This window comes from Parafannyhessea umbonata (assembly GCF_012844235.1).
Lineage (GTDB): Bacteria > Actinomycetota > Coriobacteriia > Coriobacteriales > Atopobiaceae > Parafannyhessea.
The window spans coordinates 177,672-202,832 of the sequence record NZ_JABAGR010000006.1; the positions used below are offsets into that span (position 1 = coordinate 177,672).

The 25,161-nt window shown below is 64.0% G+C and carries 24 protein-coding genes and 1 tRNA gene; 21 read left to right on the plus strand and 4 right to left on the minus strand.

Annotation, left to right across the window (positions count from 1 at the left end):
* Positions 1-42: 42 nt before the first annotated feature.
* Entirely contained in the window at positions 43-1,494 is a 1,452-nt protein-coding gene (gene pyk / locus HF885_RS07525) for a pyruvate kinase (RefSeq protein ID WP_170104320.1), read from the minus strand.
* Between the two features lie 153 nt (positions 1,495-1,647).
* The gene (locus HF885_RS07530) at positions 1,648-2,652 is read right to left on the minus strand and encodes a 2-hydroxyacid dehydrogenase (protein WP_170104321.1); all 1,005 of its coding nucleotides are present in this window, start codon (positions 2,650-2,652) and stop codon (positions 1,648-1,650) included.
* 405 nt (positions 2,653-3,057) lie between these two features.
* Here HF885_RS07530 and HF885_RS07535 point away from each other — a divergent pair, with 405 nt between their 5' ends.
* From HF885_RS07535 to HF885_RS07605, 14 genes are all read left to right on the plus strand, one after another.
* A complete protein-coding gene (locus HF885_RS07535; RefSeq protein ID WP_170104322.1) occupies positions 3,058-5,733 on the plus strand; it encodes a cation-translocating P-type ATPase in 2,676 nt (891 codons plus the stop codon).
* Between the two features lie 6 nt (positions 5,734-5,739).
* Positions 5,740-6,936 (plus strand): ribosome small subunit-dependent GTPase A, encoded by a 1,197-nt coding sequence (gene rsgA, locus HF885_RS07540; RefSeq protein WP_170104323.1) that lies wholly within the window; start codon positions 5,740-5,742, stop codon positions 6,934-6,936.
* Positions 6,937-7,119: 183 nt separating this feature from the next.
* Positions 7,120-7,875: an SAF domain-containing protein gene (locus HF885_RS07545; protein ID WP_170104324.1), complete on the plus strand. Its 756-nt coding sequence runs from the start codon at positions 7,120-7,122 to the stop codon at positions 7,873-7,875.
* A 73-nt stretch (positions 7,876-7,948) separates the two neighbouring features.
* A complete protein-coding gene (locus HF885_RS07550; protein ID WP_170104325.1) occupies positions 7,949-9,232 on the plus strand; it encodes an AAA family ATPase in 1,284 nt (427 codons plus the stop codon).
* The gene (locus tag HF885_RS07555; protein WP_170104326.1) at positions 9,232-10,578 is read left to right on the plus strand and encodes a CpaF family protein; all 1,347 of its coding nucleotides are present in this window, start codon (positions 9,232-9,234) and stop codon (positions 10,576-10,578) included. Before HF885_RS07550 ends, HF885_RS07555 begins: the two co-directional genes overlap by 1 nt.
* Complete coding sequence (locus HF885_RS07560) at positions 10,545-11,513, plus strand: type II secretion system F family protein (RefSeq protein ID WP_170104327.1); 969 nt, start codon at positions 10,545-10,547, stop codon at positions 11,511-11,513. Before HF885_RS07555 ends, HF885_RS07560 begins: the two co-directional genes overlap by 34 nt.
* A complete protein-coding gene (locus HF885_RS07565; protein ID WP_235927364.1) occupies positions 11,513-12,163 on the plus strand; it encodes a type II secretion system F family protein in 651 nt (216 codons plus the stop codon). Before HF885_RS07560 ends, HF885_RS07565 begins: the two co-directional genes overlap by 1 nt.
* A gap of 103 nt (positions 12,164-12,266) precedes the next feature.
* Positions 12,267-12,452 (plus strand): Flp family type IVb pilin, encoded by a 186-nt coding sequence (locus tag HF885_RS07570; RefSeq protein WP_090864095.1) that lies wholly within the window; start codon positions 12,267-12,269, stop codon positions 12,450-12,452.
* A gap of 279 nt (positions 12,453-12,731) precedes the next feature.
* Positions 12,732-12,986, plus strand: a complete 255-nt coding sequence (locus HF885_RS10325) for a hypothetical protein (protein WP_206109846.1) — start codon at positions 12,732-12,734, stop codon at positions 12,984-12,986.
* Between the two features lie 5 nt (positions 12,987-12,991).
* On the plus strand, positions 12,992-13,237 hold the full coding sequence (locus HF885_RS07580; RefSeq protein ID WP_170104329.1) for a hypothetical protein: 246 nt from the start codon (positions 12,992-12,994) through the stop codon (positions 13,235-13,237).
* Positions 13,158-13,703: a TadE/TadG family type IV pilus assembly protein gene (locus HF885_RS07585; RefSeq protein ID WP_170104330.1), complete on the plus strand. Its 546-nt coding sequence runs from the start codon at positions 13,158-13,160 to the stop codon at positions 13,701-13,703. Before HF885_RS07580 ends, HF885_RS07585 begins: the two co-directional genes overlap by 80 nt.
* Positions 13,704-13,734: 31 nt before the next feature.
* Positions 13,735-15,729: a hypothetical protein gene (locus tag HF885_RS07590; RefSeq protein ID WP_328804354.1), complete on the plus strand. Its 1,995-nt coding sequence runs from the start codon at positions 13,735-13,737 to the stop codon at positions 15,727-15,729.
* The gene (locus HF885_RS07595) at positions 15,726-16,199 is read left to right on the plus strand and encodes a hypothetical protein (protein WP_170104332.1); all 474 of its coding nucleotides are present in this window, start codon (positions 15,726-15,728) and stop codon (positions 16,197-16,199) included. Before HF885_RS07590 ends, HF885_RS07595 begins: the two co-directional genes overlap by 4 nt.
* 353 nt (positions 16,200-16,552) lie before the next feature.
* A complete protein-coding gene (locus HF885_RS07605) occupies positions 16,553-17,182 on the plus strand; it encodes an FHA domain-containing protein (protein WP_170104334.1) in 630 nt (209 codons plus the stop codon).
* 91 nt (positions 17,183-17,273) lie between these two features.
* Here HF885_RS07605 and HF885_RS07610 read toward each other — a convergent pair whose 3' ends face one another.
* A complete protein-coding gene (locus HF885_RS07610) occupies positions 17,274-17,792 on the minus strand; it encodes a ferritin (RefSeq protein WP_170104335.1) in 519 nt (172 codons plus the stop codon).
* A 126-nt stretch (positions 17,793-17,918) separates the two neighbouring features.
* Between HF885_RS07610 and HF885_RS07615 the strand changes: the two genes are divergently transcribed.
* Together HF885_RS07615 and HF885_RS07620 are read left to right on the plus strand one after the other, a co-directional pair.
* The gene (locus tag HF885_RS07615) at positions 17,919-19,910 is read left to right on the plus strand and encodes a DUF2207 domain-containing protein (protein ID WP_206109847.1); all 1,992 of its coding nucleotides are present in this window, start codon (positions 17,919-17,921) and stop codon (positions 19,908-19,910) included.
* A gap of 143 nt (positions 19,911-20,053) precedes the next feature.
* Positions 20,054-20,129: transfer RNA gene (locus HF885_RS07620), tRNA-Phe, on the plus strand.
* A gap of 181 nt (positions 20,130-20,310) precedes the next feature.
* On the opposite strand, the gene HF885_RS07625 is transcribed toward HF885_RS07620, so the two are convergent.
* Positions 20,311-20,706 carry an acylphosphatase gene (locus tag HF885_RS07625; RefSeq protein WP_170104337.1) on the minus strand — a complete coding sequence of 132 codons (396 nt, stop codon included), beginning with the start codon at positions 20,704-20,706 and terminating at the stop codon, positions 20,311-20,313.
* An 81-nt stretch (positions 20,707-20,787) separates the two neighbouring features.
* Here HF885_RS07625 and HF885_RS07630 point away from each other — a divergent pair, with 81 nt between their 5' ends.
* The 5 genes from HF885_RS07630 (at position 20,788) to HF885_RS07650 (ending at position 25,084) form a co-directional block, all read left to right on the plus strand.
* Positions 20,788-21,732 carry a DegV family protein gene (locus HF885_RS07630; protein ID WP_170104338.1) on the plus strand — a complete coding sequence of 315 codons (945 nt, stop codon included), beginning with the start codon at positions 20,788-20,790 and terminating at the stop codon, positions 21,730-21,732.
* Positions 21,733-21,754: 22 nt separating this feature from the next.
* Entirely contained in the window at positions 21,755-23,752 is a 1,998-nt protein-coding gene (locus HF885_RS07635; RefSeq protein ID WP_170104339.1) for a subtype A tannase, read from the plus strand.
* 132 nt (positions 23,753-23,884) lie between these two features.
* Entirely contained in the window at positions 23,885-24,382 is a 498-nt protein-coding gene (locus HF885_RS07640; RefSeq protein ID WP_170104340.1) for a CarD family transcriptional regulator, read from the plus strand.
* A gap of 196 nt (positions 24,383-24,578) precedes the next feature.
* Entirely contained in the window at positions 24,579-24,875 is a 297-nt protein-coding gene (locus HF885_RS07645; RefSeq protein ID WP_170104341.1) for an ACT domain-containing protein, read from the plus strand.
* Between the two features lie 65 nt (positions 24,876-24,940).
* Positions 24,941-25,084, plus strand: coding sequence for a hypothetical protein (locus HF885_RS07650; protein WP_206109848.1), 144 nt, complete (start codon positions 24,941-24,943; stop codon positions 25,082-25,084).
* Positions 25,085-25,161: the final 77 nt, after the last annotated feature.

The window sequence follows — 25,161 nt, forward strand, 5'->3', positions numbered from 1 at the left end:
CCCAGCGGGACGGCCCCAAGGTGCGTCTGCGAAGACGAGCTCCTACTGAATCTGGGAGACCATCGCCATGTTGGTGGACGTGATGTAGTCGCCCTGAGAGGGGGACGTCTGCGGGTCGCCGGCGGTGACGACAACCAGGTCGCCGGTCTCCACGACGCCGTGCTCCTTGGCGACGGTCAGCGCGTTGTAGCACGTCGCTGACAGAGAGCCCTGCTCGGTGGTCTTGTACGCGTCGACGCCCCACTGGAAGCACGTCTTGCGGATGGCGTGGTTGGACGGGGACATCGCGACGATGGGGATGCGGGGACGGAAGTTGGAGATCAGGCGAGAAGTGCGGCCACTGTGGGTCGGGCAGATGATGCACTTCGCGTTCACGCGGTCCGCGACCTCCGCGGCCGCGAGGCCGATGGCGGAGTTGACGTTGCGCATGCCGCCACGGTCGTGGTACTCGCGACGCTCGGGGAGGTACTTCTCGGTCTCCCTGCAGATGGAGGCCATCATCTTCACGGCCTCGACGGGGTACTTGCCCGCCGCGGTCTCGCCGGAGAGCATGACGCAGTCGGTGCCGTCGTAGATGGCGTTCGCGACGTCGTTGACCTCGGCGCGGGTCGGGCGCGGGTTGCGGATCATGGAGTCGAGCATCTGGGTGGCCGTGATGACGGGCTTGTAGCTCTGGGCGCACTTCTTGATGATGATCTTCTGGATGTGCGGGACCTCCTGCGCGGGAATCTCGACGCCCAGGTCGCCACGGGCGACCATGCAGCCGTCAGAGGCGGCAAGAATCTCGTCGAAGTTCTTCACGCCCAGGGCGCTCTCGATCTTGGGGAAGATGTACACGTTGCGAAGGCCGTTGTCCGCGCAGATCTTGCGGATGTCGTCGACCGCCTGGGCGTTGCGGATGAAGGAGGCGGCGATGGCGTCGATGCCGAGCTCGCAGCCGAACATGATGTCCGCGATGTCCTGCTCGGTGACGGAGGGCAGGCCGATCTCGACGTTCGGGACGTTCACGCCCTTCTTCTCGCCGATCTCGCCGCCGTTGGTGACGACGCAGTGCATGTCGTTGCCCTCGACGTGGTCGACCTCGAGGCCCACGAGGCCGTCGTCGATCAGGATGATGGAGCCCTTCTCGACCTCGTTCGGGAGGTTGAGGTAGTCAAGGGAGATGTGACTCGCGTTGCCGTGCCAGTCCTCGGTGGTGGGCTGAGCCGTGACGACGATCTTGTCGCCGGTATTGACGGTGACCTTCTGACCACCCTCGAGCAGGCCCGTGCGGACCTCGGGGCCCTTGGTGTCGAGCATAATGGCGACGGGAATGCCTAGCTCCTCGGAGATGCGGCGGACGCGATCGATGTTCTGACGGTGATATGCGTGGGATCCGTGGCTGAAGTTGAAGCGGGCCACGTTCATGCCGTTCTTGATGAGCTCGCGAAGAACCTCATCGCTCTCGGTCGCGGGTCCCATCGTGCAGACGATCTTGGTCCTCTTGGTAGACATGCTGTTCCTTTCTGACCATAAGAGAAAGGCGAGCCACGGTGCGCGGCTCGCCTGGAAACGCTTTCAAACCGCTTGGGCCTATTGTAAACCGCTGACGGCCACTGTTGATTCGTGACAACAAAGGAAATGGTAATGACCGTGATTCCTAGTCATCTAGCAGACGACGCTGCGGTCGCTGAACTCCTCGCCCTTCGCGTAGCGCTCCGCGTTGTCCAGCGTGACCTGGGCAATCTGCTGCAGGGCCTCGTAGGTGAAGAACGCCTGGTGAGAGGTGAGGACGACGTTGGGGAAGGAGCAGAGGCGGGCGGTGATGGAGTGGCCGAGGATCTGGTCCTCGCGGTTCTGGTACACGTTGGCGTTCTCGCCCTCGTACACGTCGAGGCCGGCGGCGCCGATCTTGCCGGAGCGGATGCCGCGGATGAGCGCCTCGATGTCGACGAGGCCGCCGCGCGCGGTGTTGATGAGGATGACGCCGTCCTTCATCTTGGCGATGGTGTCGTCGTTCACGAGGTGATAGCTCTCCTCGTTCAGGAAGGCGTGGAGGCTGATGAGGTCGGACTGCTCGTAGATGGTTTCGTAGTCGACGTACTTGTCGATCACGCCGTCGTCAACGAGCTTCTGGTTGGGATAGAGGTCGGCTCCCAGGACGGTCATGCCGAAGCCCTTGCAGATGCGTGCGAGCGCGGCGCCGATGCGGCCGGTGCCGATGATGCCCGCGGTCTTGCCGTGCAGCGTGTGGCCGACGAGGCCGTCGAGCGAGAAGTCGTTCTCGCGGACGCGGATGTACGCCTTGTGGATGTGGCGGTCGGCGCAGAGGGCGAGCGCGATGGCGTGCTCGGCGATTGCCTCGGGGGAGTAGGCGGGGACGCGGGTGACCTTCATGCCGATGGACTTCGCGAAGTCGACGTTCACGGCGTCGAAGCCGGCGCAGCGCATGAGGACGAGGCCGACGCCGAGGCCACGGAGGATCTCTAGGGTCATAGCGGAGACATCGGCGTTGACGAAGGCGCAGACGGCGTCATAGCCCTTGGCGAGGGCCGCGGTCGTGGGTGTGAGGTTCACCTCGGTGAAATCGACCTGAACGTCGGGATAGTTGGGGAGCTCCGCCGAGAAAGACTTCTTATCGTAGCCACGCGTGCCAAAGAAAAGAACCTTCATGCCTGATCCTTTCGTCGTGGCGGCACACTGCCGCCTTGCCTAGGCTGTGCTTGCCAGCCGCCAGCCAATCGATACATCAAATTATAGCGACGGTACGGCCCGTTGGAGCTTGCCGGACCAAGTATGTGGTGGTCAGCGCCGATTTGTCTACGTTCGTGCGGTCAACCGTTGCCCGAGACGGGCTGAAGGCGAGGGATGGGCTCTGATGGGGGCGTGCCCTTGTTTCTGGGGAGTTTTTGTCCAAGACCCCGCATGCCAAGCACTTCTCGCCCGCGCGATGACCCTTGGGTAGAATGGGTTGTGTCATGTTGGGCGTCCGGCATGGCAACCTTGGTGAGCCCTTGCCCCTCCTGGGGAATTATGATCGGGCATCAATCTGCCGGACGAATCATCCAGGAGGGAAAATTGAAGGAATACCTGCAAGACTCCTCGGCAGTCCTCGAGGCCGTCGGCTCCGACGGCGAGCGCGGGCTGACCGCGGGGGAGGCGGCCGCGCGCCTCGAGCGCGACGGCCTGAACAAGCTCAAGGAGGCCGAGAAGGACCCGCTGTGGAAGCGGTTCCTCGCGCAGATGGCCGACCCCATGATCATCATGCTGATCGTGGCCGCGGTCATCTCGGCGCTCACGGGCATCGCCCAAGGCGAGGCGGACTTCGCCGACGTCATCATCATCTGCTTCGTGGTCGTGGTGAATGCCGTTCTGGGCGTGGTGCAGGAGTCCAAGGCCGAGGAGGCCCTGGCGGCGCTGCAGGAGATGTCCGCCGCGCAGAGCAAGGCCGTCCGCGACGGCAAGGTCGTGGCGGTGCCGTCGTCCGAGCTCGTGGTGGGCGACGTCGTCGTGCTCGAGGCCGGCGACTCCGTGCCGGCAGACTGCCGCATCCTCGAGAGCGCCTCGATGAAGATCGAGGAGGCGGCGCTCACGGGCGAGTCCGTGCCCGCGAACAAGGTCGCCGACGCCCTTGACGCCCCCGAGAGCGGGGACGTGCCCCTGGGCGACCGCAAGAACATGTGCTACATGGGGTCGACCGTGGTGTACGGCCGCGGTCGCGCCGTCGTTGTCGCAACCGGCATGGGCACGGAGATGGGCAAGATCGCCGACGCCCTGTCCCGCGCGACCGACGAGGAGACCCCGCTCCAGAAGAAGCTCGACGAGCTCTCCAAGGTGCTCTCGATCATCTGCATCGTCATCTGCGCCCTCGTGTTCGGCGTCACGTGGCTGAAGCACGGCATGGGCTTCTTCAACAACATGCCGCTCGTGCTCAACACCTTCATGGTCGCGGTGTCGCTTGCCGTCGCCGCCATCCCCGAGGGGCTCGCGGCGGTCGTGACCATCGTGCTGTCCATCGGCGTCACGAAGATGAGCCAGCACAACGCGATCATCCGCAAGCTCTCGGCCGTCGAGACCCTTGGCTGCACGCAGGTCATCTGCTCGGACAAGACGGGCACCCTCACGCAGAACAAGATGACGGTCGTCCGCCACTTCACTGAGGACCAGGACAGGCTCGTGCGCTGCATGGCGCTCTGCTCCGACGCGAAGTGGGACGAGCAGAAGGGGGAGGCCGTCGGCGAGCCGACCGAGGCTGCGCTCGTTGCCGACGCGGCGAAGCTCGGATTTTCGTCAGGCGACCTCGACGCCGCCAACCCCCGCGTCGGCGAGGCCCCGTTCGACTCCGGCCGCAAGATGATGTCCGTCGTGAACCTCGCGCCGGACGGCAACTACGTCCAGCACACCAAGGGCGGCCCGGACGTCGTGCTCGCGCGCTGCACCATGGTCCGCACCGCCGAGGGCGACGTGCCCCTCACCGACGAGCGTCGCGCGCGAATCATGGAGGCCAACAAGGCCATGGCGGACGACGCCCTGCGCGTGATGGCTGCGGCCAGGGTGAACTACGGCAAGGAGGCGCCGGAGTCCTTCTCGCCCGAGGCGCTTGAGCACGACATGACCTTCCTCGGGCTCTGCGGCATGATCGACCCGGTCAGGCCCGAGGTCGGACAGGCCGTCGCCGAGGCCCACGCCGCGGGCATGAACGTCGTGATGATCACCGGCGACCACATCGACACCGCCGTCGCGATCGCGAAGGAGCTCGGCATCGTCACCGACCGCTCGCAGGCCATCACCGGCGCCGAGCTCGACCGCATGTCCGACGAGGAGTTCTCGAGGAGCATCGCCAACTACGGCGTGTACGCCCGCGTCCAGCCGGAGCACAAGACCCGCATCGTCGACACGTGGAAGAAGCTCGGCAAGGTCGTCGCCATGACCGGCGACGGCGTGAACGACGCCCCGTCCATCAAGCGCGCCGACATCGGCATCGGCATGGGCATCACAGGCACCGACGTCACCAAGAACGTTGCCGACATGGTGCTCGCGGACGACAACTTCGCGACGATCATCAACGCCTGCGAGGAGGGTCGCCGCATCTACGACAACATCAGAAAGTCCATCGCCTTCCTGCTCTCCTCCAACCTCGCCGAGGTCATCTCCGTCTTCGTGGCGTCGCTCGTCGGCTTCACGATCCTCGAGCCCACGCACCTGCTCTGGCTGAACCTCATCACGGACTGCTTCCCCGCGCTCGCGATGGCCATGGAGGAGGCTGAGCCCGACATCATGGAGCGCGAGCCCCGCAGCTCCACCGACGGCATCTTCGCCGGCGGCATGGGCCTCGACTGTCTCGTCCAGGGCGCGATGATCGGCGCGCTGACGCTCGTCTCGTACTTCGTCGGCCTCCGCTTCGAGGGCGTGCCCCTCGCCGACGTGCTCTCCGGTGCCAACAAGGGCCTCGACGGCATGACCATGGCGTTCCTGACCCTCTCGATGGTCGAGATGTTCCACTCGTTCAACATGCGCAGCCGCCGGAAGTCGGTCTTCTCGCTCCCCACGCAGAACAAGTGGCTCTGGGGTTCCTTCGCGCTCTCCCTCGTCCTGACGTTCGTGGTCATTGAGACCCCGCTCGCCCGCGCGTTCGACTTCGCCGAGATCAGCGCCGCGGAATACGGCATCGCGATGGCGCTCGCGTTCCTGATCATCCCGCTCGTGGAGGCCTACAAGGCCATCATGCGCGCCGTCGAGAAGAACAGGGCGTAGCGCCTCATGGCAAGGCGCGCTCACAAGTCCAGCAGGTCTGACAAGCGCAGAGCGGTCGCCGGCGGGGTCCACGAGGCCCTGCCGGCGCTCTCTTCCCTGTCCGAGCTGCCGGCATACACGGAGCTTTCCGCAAGCGACCGCCAGAGGTCCGCCTTCGAGCGGGAGGCGGACCGGGCCGTCGCCGCGGGCGAGGCCAGGCGAGAAGAGCTCGACCTCGGCTGCGTCGCCCGCCTTGACCGCGGCTTTCCCGCGGTCATCACCCCGCGGGGCGTCTATCGCACCGAGTTCGCCGCGTCGCTCACCAAGGGGGACGACAACTCGCGCGCCGCGGTGGGCGACTGGGTCTGCGCCCGGAGGCCCGCTGGGCACGACATGGGCATCCTCTGCAAGATCCTTCCGCGCGAGAGCGACATCGCAAGGTGGAAGGGCGGCTCGCGCGGAGAGCGGCAGACGCTCGCGGCAAACGTCGACGTCGTGCTCGTGACGCAGGCGCTCGGGCCCGGCCCCATATCGACCGACAGGCTCGTGCGGTCCGCGGTCATCGCGCGCGATTGCGGCGCCGACATCGCCGTGGTCCTCACGAAGGCGGACCGCGCCGGCGCATCGATGCTCCAGACGGACGTCGAGCTCATCCAAGAGGTTCTTGGCTGGGGCGTCCGCATCGTCGCGACCTCCGCGGGCGCCACGGGGCGCAGGGCCATGGCGGACCTCATGGATGCCGCCGGTCGCTGCGGGTCGGGATGGGGCGAGGACGACGTCCGGCATCTCGTGCCAGCGGGAACGGTCGCAATCGTGCTGGGGGAGTCCGGCGCCGGCAAGTCGACGCTGCTGAACGCGCTGCTGGGCCGGGAGGCGCTCGAGACCGGCGCGGTCCGCACGTCTGACGACATGGGGCGCCACACCACCGTCGCCAGGCGCATGGTCTCCCTCCCCGGGGCCGGCGTGATCATCGACGAGCCCGGACTCAGGAGCCTTCCGCTCGTGGGCCACGAGCGTGGCCTCGCGAAGGTGTTTCCAGAGATCTCCGAGGCGGCGCGGACGTGCAGGTTCCGCGACTGCACGCACACCCACGAGCCTGGCTGCGGGGTCCGGTCCGCCTTCGCCGCGGGAGAGTTCTCGAAAGAACGGCTCGATGCATACGTCTCGCTCGCCGCCGAGATGCGTGCCAGCGCAAAGACGCTCGACCCGGACGTAGTGTTGTAGCCGAGGACGACATATCCGTTTCACACCACAGCCTAGCTGCGCTTTTCCTAGTGCAGCTAGGCTGAATTTATGCGCAAGAGAACTGAGAGGCCAATTTGGAGACTCGCCGCCCCGCGGCCGGCGATGGCGCAGACTCATGTCTACAAGACGTGTCCCAAAGCGTGACAGGGGATGGGGGTCGCCATGTCTCTAAGATTCAGGCTGGTATTCGCCAGCGCCTGCGCTGTCCTCGTTCTTCTCGCCTTCACCGCCTACGGCAACCATGTGCGCGCCCAGGCCGAGCAGGTCAGGAACGCGGCAATCGCCCGTTATGGCGGCGAGGTCGTGAGCCTCGTGGTGTCGAACTCGGCCCTCGAGCCCGGGCAGGTGGTGGGCGAGAAGGACGTGTCCGTGCGGGACTGGGTGGCTGACCTTGCGCCGCAGGGGGCGCTCACGAGCCTGGACGACGTCATTGGTCGCGAGGTGACCGTGCCCGTGAGCAAGAACGCCCCCGTCACGAAGCTCGCCTTCAGGGACTCTTCGGAGCTCGCGGACATTCCGTCGGGTCACGTGGCCATGAGCGTGCCCGTCAACGAGAAGCTCGGCGTGACGAAGGGCGTCCCGCAGGGGACGAGGCTGCTTGCCTACGAGGTGACGGACGAGGGGTCGAAGCCGCTGAGCGAGGACGTGACGGTGCTGTCGGCCCCAAGCTCCTCGAGCTCGATGGGCATGACGGCGCAGATCTCCCTGGCCGTGCCCGCCGACGACGTCTCCTCGCTTCTGGACGCAAGCGGGAGGGGGGACCTGAGGCTCGTGATGCCCGCGGACGACGTCAAGCGGCCGGAGGAGGTTGCGTCGGCGCCAGAGTCCCGGGCCGAGAAGCCCGAGGAGGACTCCGAGGAGGACTCTGGGGGCGTTGGCGAGGGGAGTCCCCGAAGCCTGGCCGAAGAATCGAGGTAGGGAGGCGCATGGGATGGCGGACAGATGGCTGGGATGGACTTCGGAAGGAAGTCGGACCGACATTCGAAGGGCCTTGGCGTCACTTCGCCCGAAGGCGACGCTTGCGTTCGCATCGAGTGCGGAGGACCTCCGGGAGCGGGTGATGGATTCGGTCGGAGCTCCTTGGGGAGTGATCGTCGGACTGAGCGACTCGGGCGTTTCGGACATGAACCTTGCGGCTGCGGTGGCGCATGACGGCATGGCGGGAAGCGTGGTTCTCGTTACGCGCAACGCCTCGGGGTCGCTGCGCTCGAGGGCGTCACAGGCCGGCATCGACACCGTGATCGATATGGGGGAGGTTGATGCTGCGGTCGCGGTGGCCCGCGCCAAGGGGAGCGCGGGGGGCGTTCGGGCAGACGGTGCCGCCGCGCCCGCGGCGGAAGGGGGAGGGCCGCCGCGCGACTTGGATGACGTTCCGTTTGCTCTGGACGAGCCCGATGGCCTTTCCTGGAGCGAGAAGACGATGACGCCCACCGGCCCTGCGGAAGGAGGACGTGGGTCGATGCTCGTGTTCGTCTCTGGGAGGGGCGGTGTGGGCAAGACCACCATCGCATCGGAGTGCGCCGTCGTGGCGAGCCTGTGGGGGCTGAGCGTGGCGGTGGTCGACCTCGACCTTTCCTGCGGAAACGTGTATGCGGGATTTGGCGTGGGGGCTCCCGTCGACCTTGCGAAGCTTGCGGCCAACGGGGTTCCGTCAATCGAGACCATGGGCAGGAGCTGCGTCCGGCTCGCGAACGATGCGTGCCTCTGGGGGCCTTGCGAGAGGCCGGAGATGGCGGAGCAGGTCATGCCGCACGTAGGTCGGCTGCTCGAGTACCTGGCGCAGAGGTACGAGCTCGTCCTTGTGGACACGTCGACGACGTTTACCGACGCGGTCGCCGAGGCCGTGCAGAAGGCGGACCGCGTGTTCGTGGTGCACGACGGCGCGCCCGGTTCAATCGGCTCCGCGGGAAGGACGAGCTCGCTCGTGGTGCGCCTTGGCGTCGCAAGGACCCGAATGGTGCGCGTGGAGAACGTCGCCAACCCGAGGGCGAAGAACGACCTCGGGCCCGGCATCGGCCAGAGGGGCCTTGAGGGCGCCCCGTTCTTCCGGGTGATCGACGGTGGGCCCGAGGTGCAGGAGGTTGCGGCCGCAGGAGGAATACGGGAGCTCGTGAGAGAGGGTGGTCCGATGGTGCAGAGCGTCAAAGTCATGCTCGCGAGGACCCTTGCCGAGCTTGGGGCCCTGCCGCCTGACGAGGACGCGCAGCTTGCCGCCCACGTCGAGACCAGGAGGCCGAGATTCAAGTTCTTCTCGCGAAGGGAGGAGGTGGTCTGATGTCTGTCCTCGAGAGGGTGAAGACGCACGAGGCCGTCGCGCTCGGCGTTGTCGGCGAGGGAACGACAAGCAGGTCAGATTATCGGAGGCTTCGGGAGGACCTGCGGCACGAGCTGGTGGGGCGGCTTGGCCTTTCGGCGATCGCCTCGATGCTCCAGTCCGTGAAGGCAAGCGAGGTCAGGGAGGAGCTCGCGGTCACCTGCCAGGCGATATTGAACGAGGCGCACTTCTCTTCGCTCCTGCAGAGCGAGCAGGACCAGGTGACGAGGGAGGTACTGGACGACATCTGCGGCCTGGGCCCCATACAGAGCCTCCTGGACGACGACGGTGTGAGCGAGATCATGATCAACGGAACAGGCGCCCTGTTCTTCGAGCGAGATGGGCGCATCCACTCTGCGGAGTCGGTGTTCGAGTCCAAGGAGCAGATCATGATGGTGATCGACAGGATCCTTGCTCCCCTGGGACGCCGGCTCGACAGGACGAACCCGCTTGTCGATGCTCGCCTTGCCAACGGCGACCGAGTGAACGCGGTGTCGGACACCATTGCCATAAACGGCCCGGCGGTCACCATTCGAAAGTTCTCCGATCGCATCACGACGCTCGACAGGCTCGTTGAGCTTGGTTCGATCCCGAGGTGGTATGCGACGCTCCTTTCCTGGGCGGTGCACGCGAGGCAGGACATCGCCGTCGCGGGCGGGACCGGTTCGGGAAAGACGACCCTGCTTAACGCCCTGAGCACTCAGATCGGCCTGCAGGAACGCATCGTGACCATAGAGGACTCCGCAGAGCTGAAGTTTGACTCTCATCCCGATGTGGTGCGGCTGGAGGCGCGGTCGGCCTCCATCGAGGGGACCGGAGAGGTGACCATTCGCGACCTCGTCAAGAACGCGCTGCGGATGCGACCCGACAGAATCGTTGTGGGAGAATGCCGCGGCGAGGAGACGATCGACATGCTGCAGGCCATGAATACCGGGCATGACGGATCGCTGACGACGCTTCATGCGGGGTCGGCGCAGGAGGCGATCCTGAGGCTCGTGCTCATGGCGAGGTTCGGCATGGACCTTCCCACCGACATCATCGAGGAGCAGATCGCCTCGGCCCTTGACCTGCTCGTGATGTCTTCGCGATTTCCGGACGGCATGCGTCGGATCACGTCGCTGAGCGAGGTGTCGAGAGGGGATGCGGGGGGAGTTGCGCTTCGAGAGTGCGTCCGCTACGACCAGGCGAGAGGGACGTGGGAACTCGTCTCGGAGCCCAGCTTCATAGGAGAGGCGGTTCGGATTGGTGCACTTGGGTCTGAGGAGGTGGAGAGATGGAGGCGATGTATGCCGTCCTTGGCAGCCTGACGACGTTTCTTGCGGTGCTCGTGCTCCACGGGGGCCGTTTGGGGACGAGCCCCAAGAGCCTGCTGCGCCGGAAGGCGACAAGGTATGCGAGGGCCCTCCTTGGCACTCTTGGGGCCTCTCGCCTGGTCGGCGCCCTTGATTCCACGGATTCGTGGCACGCCTTGGGCGAGGAGGTCGTCGTGTCCGCGCGGAATGGCCAGGGAGGTCCAGGCTCATGGGCCCTCCCGGAGGGCTTGGCAAGGACGTCGGGGCAGGGGGTGGCGGCCGTTGTCGTTGGGGACGCATTGCTTGCTGTCGTCCTCTGTCTTGTCGCCCTGTCTCCCATTGGCGTGCCCATAGCAATGGCAGTGGCGCTCGCCGGCGTGCCCATATGGCACCAGGCGCAACTCCGACGCATCGAACGAGAGCTGACCCAGGAGATGCCGGGCGTGTTCCGAACCCTTGCCATGGCCATTGGCTCAGGCGAGACGCTTGCCCAGGCGATCGAGTACCTTGGGGCGCACGAGGGGGGTCATGCCGCGAAGCCCTTTGCAAGGGCGTCGCTCCGAATGAGGTGCGGCGAGTCTGCCGAAGAGGCGCTCGCGGAGCTATCGAAGGAGCTTGAGGCGCCGGGGGTCGGCCTGCTCACGACCGCGCTCCTCATATCCCAGAGGACGGGAAGCCCCCTCAAGTCGCTCTTCGGGCACGCGGCGAAGATGGTGGAGAGACAGGGCGAGTTCGAGAGGATGCTCGAGGTCAAGACGGCACAGGTGAGGCTCTCTGTCAGGATCGTCTGCGGACTTCCGGTAATCATGATTGCCGCGCTCTCGATTCTGTCCCCGGACTTTCGGGCCGGACTCGCGACGCTTCCCGGCATGGCGAGCGTAATGACCGCGGTCGTGATGGACGCCTTCGCGCTGATCATCATCAGGCGGCTTATGAGGGGGGTCGTGTGATGGACTTGGCGTACGTGGGTGGGTGCCTGTCGGCGTCGACGGCTGCGTTTGCGATGGCTTTTGGCCTTTTGGGGAGGCGCCCTTCTCGCGAGCTCGACGGCACGGGCGGGTTAGGAGAGCGTATCGAGCTCATCGCAAGCAGGATGGCATCGCTGCCTGCCTTCAGGGAGCTCAATCGCAGGGGTAGGGAAAGCGCGGCCAGACGAGCCTGCCTCCGGTCTCTGCCGACGTTTCTGGATGTGGTGACCCTGGGACTTTCGTCCGGGCTCTCGTTCGATGCGGCGCTCTCGCTTTACTGCGAACGCTACGAGGACGACCTTTCCTCGGCATTTGGAGAGGCACTGCTCTCGTGGCAGATCGGGGCGGAGAGTCGGTCGTCCGCGCTCGATAGGCTTGCCGAGGAGTTGGATGTGGGTGCGCTGAGGAGCTTCTCGTCGACGGTGTCCCAAGCCCTCGAGTTCGGGTCACCCCTTGCATCCGCCCTCGAGTCCCAGGCGCAGGCAATAAGGGAGGAACAGAGGTCTCAATTGGAGGAGGAGATTGAGAAGGTCCCGGTGAAGATGCTCATTCCCCTGGGCACCCTGATCGTGCCGGCGATGCTTTTGTCAATCCTGGGACCGCTCATCGGATCGAGCCTGGCAACGACATGAGGCCATGTGGTCGTACGAAGGGGCGTTTGCCCAGAGGGGAGGAACGGCACACCACTCGTATCTATCCAAATCAGAGGAGGGCAGTGAGATGGAACAGCTGAGGATGGGAATGGAAGACGTGGCCTGGGGCGTTTGGGAGACCCTGCGTGACGAAGACGGACAAGGAACAACGGAGTACGCCATTCTCGTTGGAGTCCTGGTAGTAATTGCGATTCTCTCAATCATCACCTTCAAGGGGAAGGTCCAGCAGCTCTGGGACGCGATATCGAGTGGAATAGGGGCCCTCTAGGTCATGGCTGTCAGGCGAGGGGGTTCCAGACTCGTTCCCTTGGCCCTGCTCGCGCTCTTGGTCGGCTTCATGGCGACGGCAGTGTGCTGCCGTCGCCAGGTGGAAGTCAGCGCGGGCCAGGAAGCGGACGTTGAGGCGCACGTGCGCGGACGAGGGGGAAACTCCCCCTTTGGGGGAATCTCTGGCAAAGGCGTGAGCCCGAAGGACGAGGGCGACAAAGACGGCGGCTCGTCACGGCATGTCACGCGGCGATCCCCCTCGCCTTCGAAAAAGGACGGCGTGAGGGGCTATACGTCGAAAGCAAGCTTGCAGGATACGGCCACGCGGCTCTTGGAGGAGTACGCGCGGGCAGGGAAGTGCGTGCTTGTGCGTGCGGGCTACCTCGACCTGCTTGGGAACAACTGGTCCTGCACCGTCGTCGGGGACGGATGGGTGGATACGGTCGTCGTGAGGGGGACGAGGGACTCGAGAGAGTCGGAGGTAAAGGTTGTCCGGATGGATGCGAAGGAATGGGAGGAGGGAGTTCCCAGGTGAGCCATATGGAGGTCGAGGATGATGGAGGCCATTTTGCCAAAATCAAGTGCGGTGTCTTGTCTGATGCGAAGGGGCAGTCCACCGTCGAATACGCGCTGGTACTGTTTGCCTTCCTGGCAATCGTCGTTGCGCTGTCAAGGGTTGTCGGCTATGCCGGCAGCGGAAGGCTGTATGCGACGATCGCCGGGTCAGGGTCGCATTCGCTGGAGGGTGACGTCCTCTCGGTCTTTCAGGACGTTCTTCTCTATTGAGCTTGCGAAATCAACGTCTGGCCAGGCAACGATCGAGGCGGCCGTCCTGTTACCCACCCTCATGCTCGTCATTGCGTTGCTCGTGCAGCCGGTCTGCATCATCTACACGCGTACGGCCATGAGGTCTGCCGCTGCGGAGGCGGCAAGGGCGATTGCGACTGACTATGACGGAGACCTGTCGGACTGCAGGTCGTATGTGCTCAGGCGCCTTGAGGCTGTTCCCGACGTCCCCCTCTTTCACTCTGGCGGCACGTCAGACTGGTCGATTTCGCTGAGCAGGAGCGGAAGGGGCGTAAGCGTCGAGGTCGTCGGGCATGTTCGTCCACTTCCCCTTCTCGGGGTCGCTTTGGCTGCGTTCTCCGAGAGCGACGGCAAGGGGATAGTCCTGAGGGAGTCCCTAAGGGAAGAGGTGCGCCCGAGTTGGATAAGGGGGACCTATGGAGACTGGCAGCGGTTGTGGGCGTAGAGGAGCTGATCGTGGAGCCTGCATCCTTGACGTGTTCATCGACGACGAGGGTGGCTACACCACCGTAGCCGTTGCCGTCGCGCTCCTCATGAGCATCGCTCTCACGTTTGGCGTGGCTGCGTCCCAGTGGAGCCACGCCAGGGCGGCTGACGTGCAGGAGGTGGCAGATGCGGCTGCAATGTCTGGCGAAAACTGCGTCGCGGCCTTTTCGACCATCGCACAGGTGCTGGATGCATGCGTCTTGAGCATGGGCCTCCTGGGGGCGATCGTGTACGGCGCGGGAATGATCGTGGCGGCGATTCCGGTTCTCCAGCAGGGAGCACCGAGGATTCTCGAGGCGGGCAGGCAGATTCTCGAGTGTCGGAAAAAGTTCGCCAAGTCGGCCTCGCAAGGCCTCGAGAGACTTGAGAAGGCCCTTCCCGCTCTCATCGTGGCGAATTCGGCCTCAACGGTATCGGCGAACTCGTCTGGAGGCCTGAGCTACGCCGGGATTGCGGTGCCGTACCCGCAGGAGTCGAAGTCCGACTTCAGCCATCTGCTAGACGAGGTCGACGGGAAGGAGATGGAAAAGGCGGCCGAAGACCTTAGGGAGGCGTCAGCCAGGAAGAAGGAGGCGATTGACAGGGCGAATGATGCCAAGGAGAGGGGTTGGAATGCGGACAACGTTGGTACGTGCATGAGGGAGCGAGCGCAGTCCCTCGCGAAGCTAACGGAGGGGCAGAACCCGATGTATCCAAGCCCGAGTACCTGGAAGTTCGACTTTGCGCGCAGAAGAGCCGTGAACTATTACACCGCCCGGGCAGCGTCCAACGTAATCGACCTGGGCTCTGCCGACGAACTCCAGCGCTCATGCGCGCGTGCGGTTTTCTACCGGTATGCCGCAAAGGAGCTCTCTAAGGCGCGGTGCGAGGAGGGCGAGGTCGTTGACATTCAGCTGCCCGAGCTGCCCCACACGACACGGATGGTCATGGAGACCGAGCTCTACTCGACGGCCGTCTGGCCATGTACGAGTGAGGAGGCGGGTGTGACGTTGCATTGCTCGCTCGACTGTCCCGGTGCAACCGGTCCGTTTGCCGGCAACGCCTCGCTTGCAGACATAGAGTCGGGGTCGGTTGCCTATTGCGAAACGTGCCGCATGAATGCGGCGGCCATGGGGAACGTCGCGGATGCATCGACGAACATCAACAACGGCTTCGAGCACTACTGGAGGATCGTAGTAGAGGCGTCAAGGGATTACCAGAGGGCGAAGGAAGACGAGAGGAAAGCGGAGGAGGACATGAAGAGAGCGGCGGAGAAAAGTGGGTCAGCGTTCGAGAAGGCGATGAACATGCTCGCGGTCGAACGACCGCGCCTGTGCCCGCCCGGCGCGTACGGATGCATCGGTTTCGTTATGAGAGACGCAACCAAGCTTCCTCGTGGGCTGTCAAGCGCCTTTCTCAAGTCGGGGACGCTTCCGGCGGGTGTCGCGATCTCAGGCGCCGCACTGGCTCCCGATGATGACACGGATGGCCACAACGTCCTCGCAAGCGTTTTCGACGGTCTCGAAAGGTCGGACAGGACGCTCTTCTCCGGACTGCTTGATGGCATCGGAGACCTGTGGGGGTCGCTTCTGGTTGGCTATGGATCTGCATACGGAAGCGTCAGCCAGGCTGCAAACAAGTTCTTCGACGACATAGGCGGCGTGTTTGGGGAGAAGGTTGCAAGCTGGATGCGGGGGAAGGTCAAGGATGTCGTATCGAAGGCGGGATTCGAACCCTCTGACATGAGGCTCAGGAAGCCTGTGCTGACGAACAGCCAGCATATTTTGGATAAGGCAGGAGCGACGAAGACGGCGGAAGTGAGGTCGTTCATACAGTCCCTGCCACACGATCAGCGTGGAATCATAAAGACGTGCCGTTCCAAACTGGTGTCGATGATGGGGGACGGCGGCAAGGTCACCATCGCGGAGATTCCGATTCCCGGAATGGAGGGGGCATCAATCCCCCTGACGATAGACCTCTCCACTCTCTCGGAGGCGATTCCATGAGGGGGTGCGGAGAGGCTCGTGAGTCTGGCCAGATGACTGTCGAGCTTGCGGCAATGCTGCCTGTCATCATCGTCGTAGCCCTCATCGTGTATAACCTCGCGAAGTATGCCGAGGTGTGCTCCACGTTTGACAGGGTCTCCCTCGATGCGGCGGTATCGCATGGAGTCTCGCCGTCTGGATCACAGAGCAGGGGCGCGGCCGTCTCCGAGATCGAGGGAGTAATACGGAAGGCCCTGAACTCGAGGGCATGTGACGTGACGGTCTCTGCGAGCGATGCCGCCTCCGCGGTCGAGAAGGACGGCCTGACCTTTCCCCTTACGCCCCTGCTCACCACATATAGGTGCACCCTCACGTTTCATCCTTGGCCTACGACCGTGTCCGTGGCGGGGGTCGGCTATTCCGCGCCGCTTTCGTTAAGGCACGAGAGAACCATTACCGTTGACCGTTTCAGACCTGGGGTGGTGATCTGATTGCAGCTCGTACGCATTCGGACGAGACACTTCGACTTTGGAAGCTTCGAAGTCCTTGACTCTCTCTTTCGTAAGGCGAAGGGTCTTCTTCGCGATTCGGAGGGGCGGCAGGTCATGCTCCGGAGGTGCTCATCCATTCACACCTTCTGCATGCGCTATCCCATAGACGTCGCATTCGTCAAGAGGGACGGCGGCGTCGTCCTATCGGAAAGGATGGTCCGGCCAGGGAGGATAGTGCGCGCTCGTGGAGCGTCATTCGTCTTGGAGCGCCCCGGCAGCGACTCGCCTTGGCCTGCGGCGAACGAAACGCTCACCATGGAAGAGACCTGTGACCGAGAAGGGACGTGTCGTCGATGAAAACTCTGGGCGAAATGGAGAGTTCCGCCGGGCGCGAGACCCCGGCCGGCTTCGCGGACAAGGTGGGGAGGGCACGGACGAAGATATGTCCGAACTGCGGCGAAGAGCTGTTTGCGGATATGGACATCTGCTATGGGTGCCTCTACGACTTCTCCAGGCCGCCCGGCCCCATGTCAACGATGGGACTTGGCCAGCTGGTGGGCGAGGGGAGGGATGGTGGTGGGACCCGCGCCCAAAACGCTGGCGATAATGGCAAGAGTCACGAATGCTCGTCCGACTCAGACGCGACGGTGCCCCTGGATATTCCCTCCTCCAGCCTTCCCCACTGGAAGAGGAAGATGCTTTGGGTAAGGTCGCCCGACATGGAGGTAAAGGTTCCGATTCCCGAATCCGAGTTGACGGTCGGTCGTGACCAGTGTTGCGACGTGGTTCTCCACTCGATGGCCGTTTCACGTAGACACGTAGGGTTCAAATGCGTTTCGGAAGGGCTTAGGGTTAGGAACCTTGGGGCCAAGAACCTGGCGACGGTGGGGGGAAGAGAGGTGCAGGACTTCTGCATCCTCGGGCATGGGCAGACGGTCAACGTCTGCGGCACTCTCTTTACCTTTGTCACGCCTGATGAGTAGAGACCCGCCTGGACATGAGAAGGGGGTGGTCCACTTCTGGATCCACCCCCCCAGCGGCAGGCAAACGAAGCGAATGCCTAATAGGGCTGAGCTACATCGGCATCGCAGTGGTCTGGACGTAAGTACGTGTGAGGTACTTCTGGTCGAGGCTGAACAGGCCCTGAGGCGTGCTGCCAAATAGCTTGTAGTCGGTAATCATGTCCGAGGCGTTCGACTCCTCCTCGCCCTGCTCGTTCACGAACCAGTCGAGCATCTTCATGGTGCGGAAGTCATGGGCGTCGTAGGCCGCCTGGTAGCACTTGTTGATGAGGCTCGTCACATACTGCTCGTGCTCGTAGCCAGCCTCGAGGGGCTCGAGGTCGTTTGCGAACGTCTTGTCGGGCTTGTCGATTGCTTCCATCGTCGGCTTGAAGTCGTTGTCCAACAGATAGCGACGGAGGATCTTCGCGTGGTCGACCTCCTCCTGGACTTGAATCATGTACCAGTTCGCATAGCCCTTGAGCCCGCGGTCCTCGTAATAGTCCGCGAACGTAAGATAGAGATATGCGCTATAAAGCTCCTTGTTGATTTGCTCGTTGAGCACGCTCGATACGCTCTTGTCCAGTGCCATGCAAATCCACTCCTTGTCGTATGGATACCACTATCCGCTGGCCTGACATATACATTGCAGTCTATACCCATGTCTCTGGTATATTTTCGAGCAACGACGTGGGAACCAGAAAGAATGGGAGACTCGATGGTCGCTCGAATCGCGCAGTTCCGACGCGACAGGCTGTCCTTGGCGGCAGTCCTCGCAGCAATGGCTCTTGCAGCCGCCTTCCTCGCAACCATGCTGGCAACGGCGGGTGTCGCACGTGCAGATGAGTATTCGATTGACAAGGTCGATATAGATGCGACCGTGAGGACCGATGGGTCGGTCGTTGTCAGCGAGGTGCGAGAGTTCAGTTTTGACGGAGACTTCCATGGGGTCTATTGGAAGATTCCGAAAGGGGAGTACGAGGGAACCTCGATCAGCTCCGAGGTGAACAAAGTCGGTGAGCTTGGATCGGGAGGGGAGTTCCAGGAATTCAAGCGCGTGCAGGAGGGCGATGCCGACTACGGGCAGGATGGCACGTACCTCGTGACGGACGAAGGTGCGTACGTGAAGGTTAAGATCTATTCCGCGCACAGTGACGACACGGCTGACTTTGCCATCACGTACACGGACCAGAACTTGGCGCGTAGGTACGAGGACACTTCCGAGCTCTATTGGAAGTTCGTGAGCGACGGCTGGGACGTGGAGAGCGAGAACGTGACCTGTACGGTTCACCTCCCCGTTCCCGATGGAGAGGCGGTCGCGGCGGGCAAGACCGTCAGGGCCTGGGGACATGGTCCCCTTGACGCCTCGCTTAGTTTCAAGGGCAGCGACATCATCTACACGGTTCCGGGAGTCGGTAGCGACGAGTTCGCCGAGGCGAGGATAGTTTTTCCCGCTTCGTGGCTATCGGATGCGCCCACGTCGAACAAGAAGGTCCTGAGCACGGTCCTCGACGAGGAGCAGAAGTGGGCTGACGAGGCGAACGAACGCCGCGCTCAGGCTCGCATGGTGAGCTATGCGGCCCTTGGCATAGGAGTGCTCGTGGCGCTCCTTGCGGGAGCGGTGTCTCTTGGCAGGCTTTCCTCGTATAGGAAACGGCACACGCCCCAGTTTGACGACAAGTACTTCCGCGACGTGCCCACGGATGACCATCCCGCCGTTCTAGGTGCCCTGCTGAACGACGGCGAGCCAACGGACGATGACATGTCTGCCGCGCTCGTGCGGCTGACCGACATCGGTGCGCTGAAACTTGAAAAGGTTGCGATCGAGAGCAGAGGGGTGTTCGGCCGCAAGAAGTCGGAGGATGACTACGCCCTGACGAAGGTCGACAACGCGGGGGGTGTGCCGGCGAGCAGGAGCGCGACCGCAATCGATCGATCGACCCTCAAGTTCTTCGACAAGGTGCTCTCCAAGTGCAAGGGCCGCGAGAACGGCGTACTGTACTTCTCGGACTTCGAGAAGGTGGCGAAAGACAAGCCAGAGGCATACAACGACGCATACGAGAACTGGAAGACCGACGTCAAGGCCCAGGCCGAGCAGCGGGGATTCTTCGTCGACAGGAACTCGAACGGACAGGGACTTGTCGTCGGTGCGATGACGCTTGACATTCTTGCGGCGGCAGCCCTGCTGTTCATGACGATAGCCGAGGTTCTGCCGGTGGGCTGGGGACTGGGAGTGGTTCTGCTGCTCGCGATGTCCGCGGCACTGGGGTTCGTGGTTCTGAAGCGCATGGACAACCTGTCGGAGGAGGCGGTCGAGGTCATCGCGAAGCTGAAGGCCCTGAGGCGGTGGCTCAAGGACTTCACCCGACTGGAGGAGGCCGTCCCCCAGGACGTGATCCTTTGGAACAGGCTGCTTGTGATGGCCGTCTCGCTTGGCGTGGCGGAGGAGGTAATCGAGCAGCTGAAGGTTGCCGCGCCACAGGTTCTGGAGGACCCGGTCGTCGCTCCGGTTTACGGGTGGTACATGTATCCCCACACCGCGCTGGGAAGCCCCGCATCACGCCTTGGATCCTCGGTCACCTCGTCTCACAAGGTTAGCTCTGCCGCGATGGCCGCGTCTTCGATGAGCTCCGGCGGGGGCGGCGGTGGCGGCTTCTCCGGCGGCGGCGGTGGCGGCTTCGGAGGGGGAGGAGGCGGAGGCGCCTTCTGACCATCGCGACCACACGCGTGGAGAGTGCTTGCTAATGCCCATCTACCTGCGGACTTCAAATTCTCTCCATCTGGTTTGAAAAAGTTCGTTGACGCGCGCGGAATCTTTGATATATTAAACAGGCTTGCAAGCGAGCAAGTAACGGCTGGGTAGCTCAGTTGGTAGAGCAGGGGACTGAAAATCCCCGTGTCAGGGGTTCGATTCCCTTCCCCGCCACCATGAAGAAAAGGCCCCGTACCTGCGGAAACGCAGTGCGGGGCTTCTTCGTAGGCATCGGCCATGGGCCGAGTTGCCATGGGGCGTGCAGCTGCCGCTTGCTACTGCTTGGCGTTCTGTCGAAATGCCCAAGTTTCTTGTCGGCATTTCCAAGCTTGCTGTCCGCGCGGGAGCTTTCCCCCTTCTAGTACCTGACCCTGAAGTCGGGCTCGCCTTCGACGGGAGGGATGTCGTCCTTCTCGTCGATCACGTACTCGATGGGGTAGCGCGCATAGGCGTGCGCGAACGCGCCGAAGAACGCGGATATCTGCTCTTGCGTGCCCTGGAGCTCCATGGTGACGGTTTGCCAGTCGGGTTCGTTGCGGACCCATCCGGTGCAGCCGACGGAGTTGGCGCAGCGCGAGGAGGTCCAGCGGAAGCCGACGCCCTGCACTTCTCCCCTGAAGACGAGGTGGAGCCTGCGGACGCTGCCGGTGGTACCCGCGTCGACGGCGTCTTGCACCGCGTTTTTGGGGGACGCGCCCCTTGCGGGGGCGTTGCTGGAGGAGCCGCGGCCGTCCGTAGTGTCGGTGTGGAGCATGTGGACCTCCATGTCTTGGCGATTTGCCCATTAGCCGTACAATATCACCATCCGAATCGATCTTAGCGAGGACAGGTTCATATGAAGGCCAAGTTCAACCTGATGACAGACTCGACGTGCGACTTCTCGATCCAGGACATCGAGAGGTCGGGGCTCACGTTCCTTCCCTTTACCTACACGGAGGCCGGAAAGCCCGACGGCGGCCTTTCTGGGCTGGACGACCTGTTCCAGTCCATGAGCGCCCACGACTTCTACGAGCGCATTCGCTGGGGCGCGACCCCCAAGACGTCCCAGCCGTCGCAGCTGGTGTACGAGGAGGCGTTCCGCAAGGCGGCGGAGCTTGACGTCCCCACCGTGCTGATGACGATCTCGAGCGGGATCTCTGGCGGTTACAACGGCGCCTGCACGGCGCTCGACCGCGTGCAGGAGGAGCTGGGCCGCGAGCTGCCCATCTACATCGTGGACACGCTGCTGGCGTCCACGTCCTTCTACCTGCTGCTTGAGGAGGGCGTGCGCCAGCGCGACCGCGGCGTCACCGCGGAGGAGTTCGTGCGCTGGGCGGAGGACGCGCGTTACCACGTGTGGACCATCTTCATGGTGGACAACCTTGACACGCTGCACCGCGGCGGCCGCATTCCCAAGTCCGTCGCGCTCGTATCGTCCGCGCTGGACGCGAAGCCGCTGCTGTCCTGGAAGCTGAACGGCGAGCTCACGATCCTGGGAGTGACGCGCGGTCGCAAGAAGGGCATGCGCAAGATGAAGGAGTACTACGAGAAGCACCGCTCGCAGCTGCAGTACCCGGCCGTGGCGGCCATCGGCAACGCGGACTGCGAGAACGACGGCCTGCGCTTGGGCGCCATGGTGGCGGACATCGACGACTCCGCGCGCATCCTCACGTCGACCATCGGGCCCACGATCGGCTGCCACGTTGGCCCCGGCATGCTCTCGTGCTGCTTCTGGGGTGAGGACCGTCGCGAGAAGCAGAACGCAATCGCCAGCAAGGTCAAGGGCGTACGTCAGGGATAGCCCACGGGGAGCTGAGTTGCGAATGGACATGAGCAGGAGGGGCTTCCTCGCGCTTGCGGGGGCGGCATCGGCCATGGGGCTTGCCGCCTGCAGGGGCGACGGGAAGTCTGACAAGCCGGAGGACGTGAAGGTCAACCTGGGCGAGTACAAGAAGCTCGAGATCGACGACTCTGCCTGGAACTACGACGAGACGAACGACTGCTACTACCAGCTGGGCCTTCCGTACTGCACGGACCCGGCGGCCGGCAGCTACGAGTCACTTGCCATTTACGTCCCGGGTGCCTACTTCAAGGGCGAGAAGAGCGGGGACACCTACCGCTGCAAGATAGCGCCGGACGGGAGGGTGGGCTCGTTCACGCCGAAGACCGCCCCGGTGGTCATGCCCATAAACTCCGCGCGCCTCTCCGCGCAGGGCTGCCCGACGGCGTACTCGTACGACGGGCTGGGGACATACCTTAAGAAGGGCCTCGTGTACGTGTACGCGGGGTTTCGCGGGCGCTCCGGCGGCTATGTGAGCGACTCGAGCGAGCAGTACTCCGGCGGCGCGCCGTGGCCGGTGGTGGACCTGAAGGCGGCGGTGCGCTACCTGCGCTACAACGGCAAGAGCCTGCCGTGCGACGCGAAGCGCATCTTCGTGTTTGGCTACGGCGCGGGAGGGGGCGTGTCCGCGTGCCTGGGCGCCCTGGGGGACTGCGGCATCTTCACGCCGTACCTTTCCAAGATCGGCGCGGCCATGCACGACGCGGACGGCAAGTCCATATCCGACCGCGTGTTTGGCTCGGCGTCGTGGTGCCCCATCACGTCGTACGACGCGGCGGACAGCGGCTACGAGTGGATGATGGGGCAGTTCGCTAACGACGGCGCCCGCGCGGACGGCCAGTGGACGAAGGCGCTTTCCTGCGACCTCGCGACCGCGTACGGCAAGCTCGTGAACGAGCTCGGCCTCACCGGCGCGGACGACAAGGCCCTGAAGCTGGAGCCCGTGCAGGACGGCAGCTACCTTTCCGGCACGTACTACGACTACATGCTCCAGACGATCGAGGGCTCCGCGGAGAAGTTCTTCTCGACCACGAGCTTTCCGTACACGTACACGCCGGGGCATCTGGTGGACCCGGCGTTTCCCGGCGACCCCAACATAAACTCCGACAGCGCGGTCGAGATAGACGTCATGACCGGCGCGGTTGAGGACGCGTCCGGCGCGGGTGAGAAGGACGCGGCGGACGGCGGCGCGGCCGCGGCCTCGGGCGCGTCTTCCTCGCAGGAGGGCTCCGCCGCGACCGACGGCGACGCGACCGAGACGGCGGGCGGCTCCGCCGCGGCGAAGTCGGGCGGCGCCGCCGGCGCGGTGACGTCCTCCGCCGCGAGCGGCGTCACCAAGGTGCAGTCCACGGTGTACAACGACGCGGAGAGCTACGTGAGCGCGCTGAACGGGGACGACCGCTGGATCACGTACAGCCCAAGCGCCGGCGGCGTGACCATCACGAGCATGTGGGACTTCGTGAAGCACTGCCGCCCCGCGCAGAAGGGCGTGTGCGCCTATGACGCGCTGGACCGCTCCACCACGTCCAACCAGCTGTTTGGCGTGGACGACGAGTCGAGCCTGCACTTTGACGAGACGGTGGCGACCCTTCTGGGCGACAACGCGGACAGGTACAAGGACCTGAAGGGCTGGAAGGACGACCTGGTGAGCGACTGGGCGCAGGACATCGTGAAGCTGGACTCGCTGAAGACGGACATGCAGAGCCGCGTGAACGCGATGAACCCGCTGTACGCCCTGAGCGGCCACTACGCCGGCTTTGGCTCGTGCGAGGTCGCTCCGCACTGGCGCATCAACACGGGGCTGTTCCAATCCGCGACGGCGCTGACCGCGGACGCGAACCTGGCGGCTGCGCTTGGCGCATACGACGGGGTGAAGGACGTGGCGTTCACGCCGGTGTGGGGCAGGGGCTTCGAGCTTGCGGAGACGTCCGGCGACGCGCAGGAGAACTTCGTGAGCTGGGTGACAGACTGCTGCAAGTAGGCGCCATACATAGAGAAACGCACTAAACTACACTACTTGTAGGGCATGTGCAAGACATATCGCCGGTTTGGTGGCATTTTTTTCGCTAATGTGCTAAGGTAAGTAGCATATTGCGCGAAAGGAGCATGCCACATGTACAAGGTTGGCCAGTACGTAGTTCATCCGGGACAAGGCGTCTGCAAGGTAGAGGCCATCGAGGACGATCCACAGGCCACGTACATGCTCATGCCCGTGGGCGGTCGCCATCCCATGCGCATCAGCTTCCCGGTGGCAAGCGAGGGGCGGCTTCGCCCTGTCATCGGTCGCAAGCAGGCGGAGCAGATCATAGGCGAGTACACGGAGCTCCCGCTGGAGGAGCTCTCCTCACGCAGCAACGCGCTGGAGGAGGAGCGCTTCAAGACGGAGCTGCGCCGCGGCAGCTGCCGGGACGCCGTGCGCATCGCGAAGACGTTCCGCACCAGGATCGAGCAGGTGCGGGCCTCCAACAAGCGTCCGCCCGTCGCCTACGAGCGCATCTTCAAGCAGGCGAGCGAGCGCTCCCTGCAGGAGCTTGCCGTCGCCATGGGCGTCTCGGAGGACGACGTGGCGCAGCTGCTGAGGGCAAGCGAGGAGGACGCCCGCAACAACTAGGGCGCCCGGCACTTCTCGCCCGGCGCCTGCGCGGGGGGGCGATGGCGCGTGCCACCGGGTCCCGCGCGGCGCGCCCACGTTTCGAAATGGGCTCAATGCCGGGGCGGCAGGTATGGCCGCCGCGTCCCTTGGATACAATGGTTGCAACTATCGCCACGCGGCCGGACGCCGGCCGTGACACACCGATTGGGGACGAATGGCAACCACGAAGGAAGACTCCAAGAACCGCGCGATCATAACCGTCCTGGGCAGCGACCGCTCGGGCATCGTCGCCGCTGTGGCGACGGCCCTGTCGCAGCACGACGCGAACATTCTGGACATATCGCAGACCATCCTGCAGGGCACGTTCACGATGACCATGCTCGTGGACCTGGGCCCGTCTGACGTCGAGTTCTCGAAGCTGCAGCAGCAGCTTGAGTCGCTGTCGAAGGAGATCGGCGTCCAGATCACCATGCAGCGCGAAGAGGTCTTCAACTTCATGTACCGCCTGTAGGCAGGGGAGAAGCGCAGCGGCCTTTGCCGGCGCCCGCCCACGACGGCACGTTCTAAGGAGACGCAATGTCCTATGCGTACGATCCGCTGGCCGAGAGGCCGCGGCACTACCTCACGCCCGAAAACACCTCCGCGTTCGAGCACATCGTCGACCGGTACCCCATGCCGTCCGTAGGGCTTGGCAGGCCGGAGGTGTCCGACCTGCTGTAGGAGGGCGGCCGCAACGTGGACGTGGTGCCGGCGGAGCTGTACTCCCGCTACGACGTGAAGCGCGGCCTGCGCAACGC